This window comes from Candidatus Babeliales bacterium (assembly GCA_035288105.1).
GTDB lineage: Bacteria > Babelota > Babeliae > Babelales > Vermiphilaceae > SOIL31.
On the sequence record DATEAY010000035.1, the window covers coordinates 1 to 3,100 of the forward strand.

General features: G+C 33.5%; 3 protein-coding genes. All 3 read right to left on the reverse strand.

From position 1 onward, the window contains the following. Positions 1–152 precede the first annotated feature (152 nt). The 3 genes from VJJ26_01785 to VJJ26_01795 are packed head-to-tail and all read right to left on the reverse strand — an operon-like array spanning position 153 to position 2,860. Positions 153–1,220: a hypothetical protein gene (locus VJJ26_01785; protein HLC06896.1), complete on the reverse strand. Its 1,068-nt coding sequence runs from the start codon at positions 1,218–1,220 to the stop codon at positions 153–155. Positions 1,221–1,234: 14 nt separating this feature from the next. Beyond that, the gene (locus VJJ26_01790) at positions 1,235–1,834 is read right to left on the reverse strand and encodes a hypothetical protein (protein HLC06897.1); all 600 of its coding nucleotides are present in this window, start codon (positions 1,832–1,834) and stop codon (positions 1,235–1,237) included. Between the two features lie 30 nt (positions 1,835–1,864). Beyond that, on the reverse strand, positions 1,865–2,860 hold the full coding sequence (locus VJJ26_01795) for a hypothetical protein (GenBank protein ID HLC06898.1): 996 nt from the start codon (positions 2,858–2,860) through the stop codon (positions 1,865–1,867). Between the last annotated feature and the right edge of the window lie 240 nt (positions 2,861–3,100).

Consider the following 3,100-nt stretch of genomic DNA (forward strand, 5'->3'; position numbering starts at 1 on the left):
CAAACTTTTGGAATTTTATCGTGGTTTCGTGGTCTCAAATTTTGTTGGAACAAGCTAATTGAAGCAAGGACTTCCTTGCTTCAATTAGCTTGTTCTTATAGGCTTTTTAAGATGGCTGGAATTTTCGGATAAGCTCTAAGAGTACTGATCATCTAAACAGCCTTTGAAAATGTATGTTTGTCACAACAGGGACCAAAATCAGAAATGTCAGATGCATAAAGCTCATGCAAATATGTTACTTGAGCATTTTCTAGCGCAAGGCTTTTTGCATGGTTGAGTAAAATGTATACACAGCAACTAGCTTTTTGGATAGCTTCTGGACTTGTTTCGTTTTGGGTATGGTGACGTAAAGTTAAAAGGGCGTAATCAAGTGCGGTGTGGTTATACGCATCTTCTGCAAAAGATGCACGTTTTTTTTCAATGAGTTCGCATAAGGCATCAGGATTTTGTTGTGATGCGAAAACATGGGTGAATGTACGACCATCTAATTTATCGATTGCTTCTCTATAGTAACTAGAAAGTGCTTCTCTTTTATACTTAAGAGCAAGCTGAAGTGATAAGGGTTTAGATTTGGGTTTGGGCAGTAACTTTGTTAATGCGTTTGAATTAACAATAAATTTTCTGCCGAATTTTGTATACCGTAACTGCAAGGCAATGATATCGATTAGGCATTTTTCCTTGTATGTATCGTAGCCTGAATCAGCAGGTAAATATTGTTCTGCCATGCAAGTGAGCATAGAATCAAATATTTGTTGGGTAATCTTATTGCTTGGTTTATTAGTCGCACTTGGTAGTAACTTTTTAATACACTGATCAAGAGGATTTTCTTTATTTTTATTGTAAAATCTAAAAAAAGGCGGATTGTTTGCACATAACCAATTTATTGTTGATAAATCATCTTTTTCTACCGCGATATTCATGAAGTAATTATGTCGTTCATAATTATCTTTGGTCATATATATATAGCCGTCTAATAGAACCTTTTTATCTACTTTTGTGATGATCTGGCCAACTTTAACAAGTTCATCCATATTACATGGCGTTATACTGAAATCATTTTTGTATTCTTCTAATTTGTTTTTCAAAATATTTTTATAATCAGTACACAACTGATTGTGCATGCCTCTCCAATTAGGAAGGGCTAATTGATTGTTTTGTTTCATGGCATGCAAGGTAGCGTTGATACATATAAGAATTGAAAAAATATACATACTTTTCATCTAAATAGCCTTTGTCAATGTATGTTTTTCACAATCGCTGTCGATTCATCATTTTTTTCTACTGCATGATGCAAAAAAGTATTATGTTCTTTATCGCATATTGTATGAATAGTAGATTTTAATGTTAGAAGATTTTGTTTTGTTATAGCCGTGCCGATTTTAATCAGTTTATGCATACTCCATGGTGTTATACTGATATCAGCTTTTTTGTATTCTTCTAATTTGTTTTTTAAAATATTTTTATAATCGTTTACCAATTGGCTATGCATACCCCAATAAGGAAGAGCTGGTTGATTATTTTGTTTATTGGTAACAGGACTTAATTGAAGCTTTTGTTTGGGGGTTCTTGTTTTTAGGTATTTGTTTTGTTTTGGTGCAATGGATTGGTCTTCTTTTTGAACAGATTGAGATATGTTTACTGCATTTTGATTGTTTTGCTTAAGGGGCACATTGTGTAGATTTTTTTCTAGGTTACGCCAAAGTTCTTCTTCTTGCTCTGCTGTGAGTAGACTATTTTGTTTGGGTTGATCTTTTGCTATAGCATCCCAAAGGTTCATGCTATATGTCGTAGAATGCATACATAAAATAAGTGATAAAACATGAATGTTTTTCATTGAGTAGATTCTTTCTTATGCAAAAGTTGTTTATTTCAATACATGCTTTTCGCAACAATTACCAAAATCCTGTACAGACAAATCACCATAAAACAACCCCTGTTTGCTATCATATTTTTTAATTTCCGCATTGCGTAAATAATGCATTAAAATATAGAGGCAGCATCCTCTTTTGGTAATAGATTCCGCATTCGCACCAACAAGCGCTATATCTTGAATAGCTTCACGGAATCTTTCTGCTGCTATATCAAATGAATTGAATCCGTTTTTGTTTTTTAACCAAGAAATTTGATCAGCTTTTGCGAGCTCATATAATTCATCTGGATTTTCTTGTTCTACCAAAATGTGACTTAATGTGCTGCCATCGGTTTCATCAATTGTTTCTTTATATATTAGAGAGAGTACTGATGGTTGTTGTGCTAGTAATGCTTGGGGAACGAGTGATTGCAATAGTTCTTTATCAATAGCAAAGTTACTGTTGCATCTTTTATGTTTGAGTTGTAGTGCAATGATTTTTTTGAGGCACAATTGTTTAAATTTATCATATTTTGAAAGTTTTGCTATATGCGGTACCATAAGATTAAATATTTGACGAGATTTTGTGCCAGAGTCAATGACAGTTGGCAATAGCTGTTTAATGCATATATCGAGAGGATACTCTTGATCTGCGTTCACGTACACAAAATTTTTATCACCTTGCAGGAATAACCATTCGACCAAAGGAACATCTGATTTTTTTGTTGCGATATGCATAAAACAATTTTGATCTTTATCCTTTATATCCCAGTGTAACAGCTGTTGTATAACATCTTTTGATTTTGTCATGGTGTTGCCAACTTCAATCAGCTCATTCATATCGATGCTATCGCTTTTTTTGTATTCTTTTAACCGGTTGATTGCATAATTTTTATAATCATCCCTGAGTGATTGATGAATAGCTCTATAATTAACCAGTTGGTTGTTTTCCATGGCCTTGGCTACGGTGCTGGTAACTAAAAGAAATGATAAAACGTGTGTGCTTTTCATCGACTGACCCTTTTTTTTGTAAAATGTGGTTTTGTGTAACAAAATTGAACGGCATCAATTTAGCATATGAAGCAGCTTTTGAAAAATTATTTTTTTATATAAGAGCTTATCCGAAAATTCCAGCCATCTTAAAAAGCCTATAAGAACAAGCTAATTGAAGCAAGGAAGTCCTTGCTTCAATTAGCTTGTTCCAACAAAATTTGAGACCACGAAACCACGATAAAATTCCAAAAGTTTGCT

What these genes read in the sequence shown, in the direction of transcription:
- VJJ26_01785 (HLC06896.1), bottom strand. Translation starts at nt 1,220, where the DNA reads ATGAAAAGTATGTATATTTTTTCAATTCTTATATGTATCAACGCTACC.
- VJJ26_01790 (HLC06897.1), bottom strand. Translation starts at nt 1,834, where the DNA reads ATGAAAAACATTCATGTTTTATCACTTATTTTATGTATGCATTCTACG.
- VJJ26_01795 (HLC06898.1), bottom strand. Translation starts at nt 2,860, where the DNA reads ATGAAAAGCACACACGTTTTATCATTTCTTTTAGTTACCAGCACCGTA.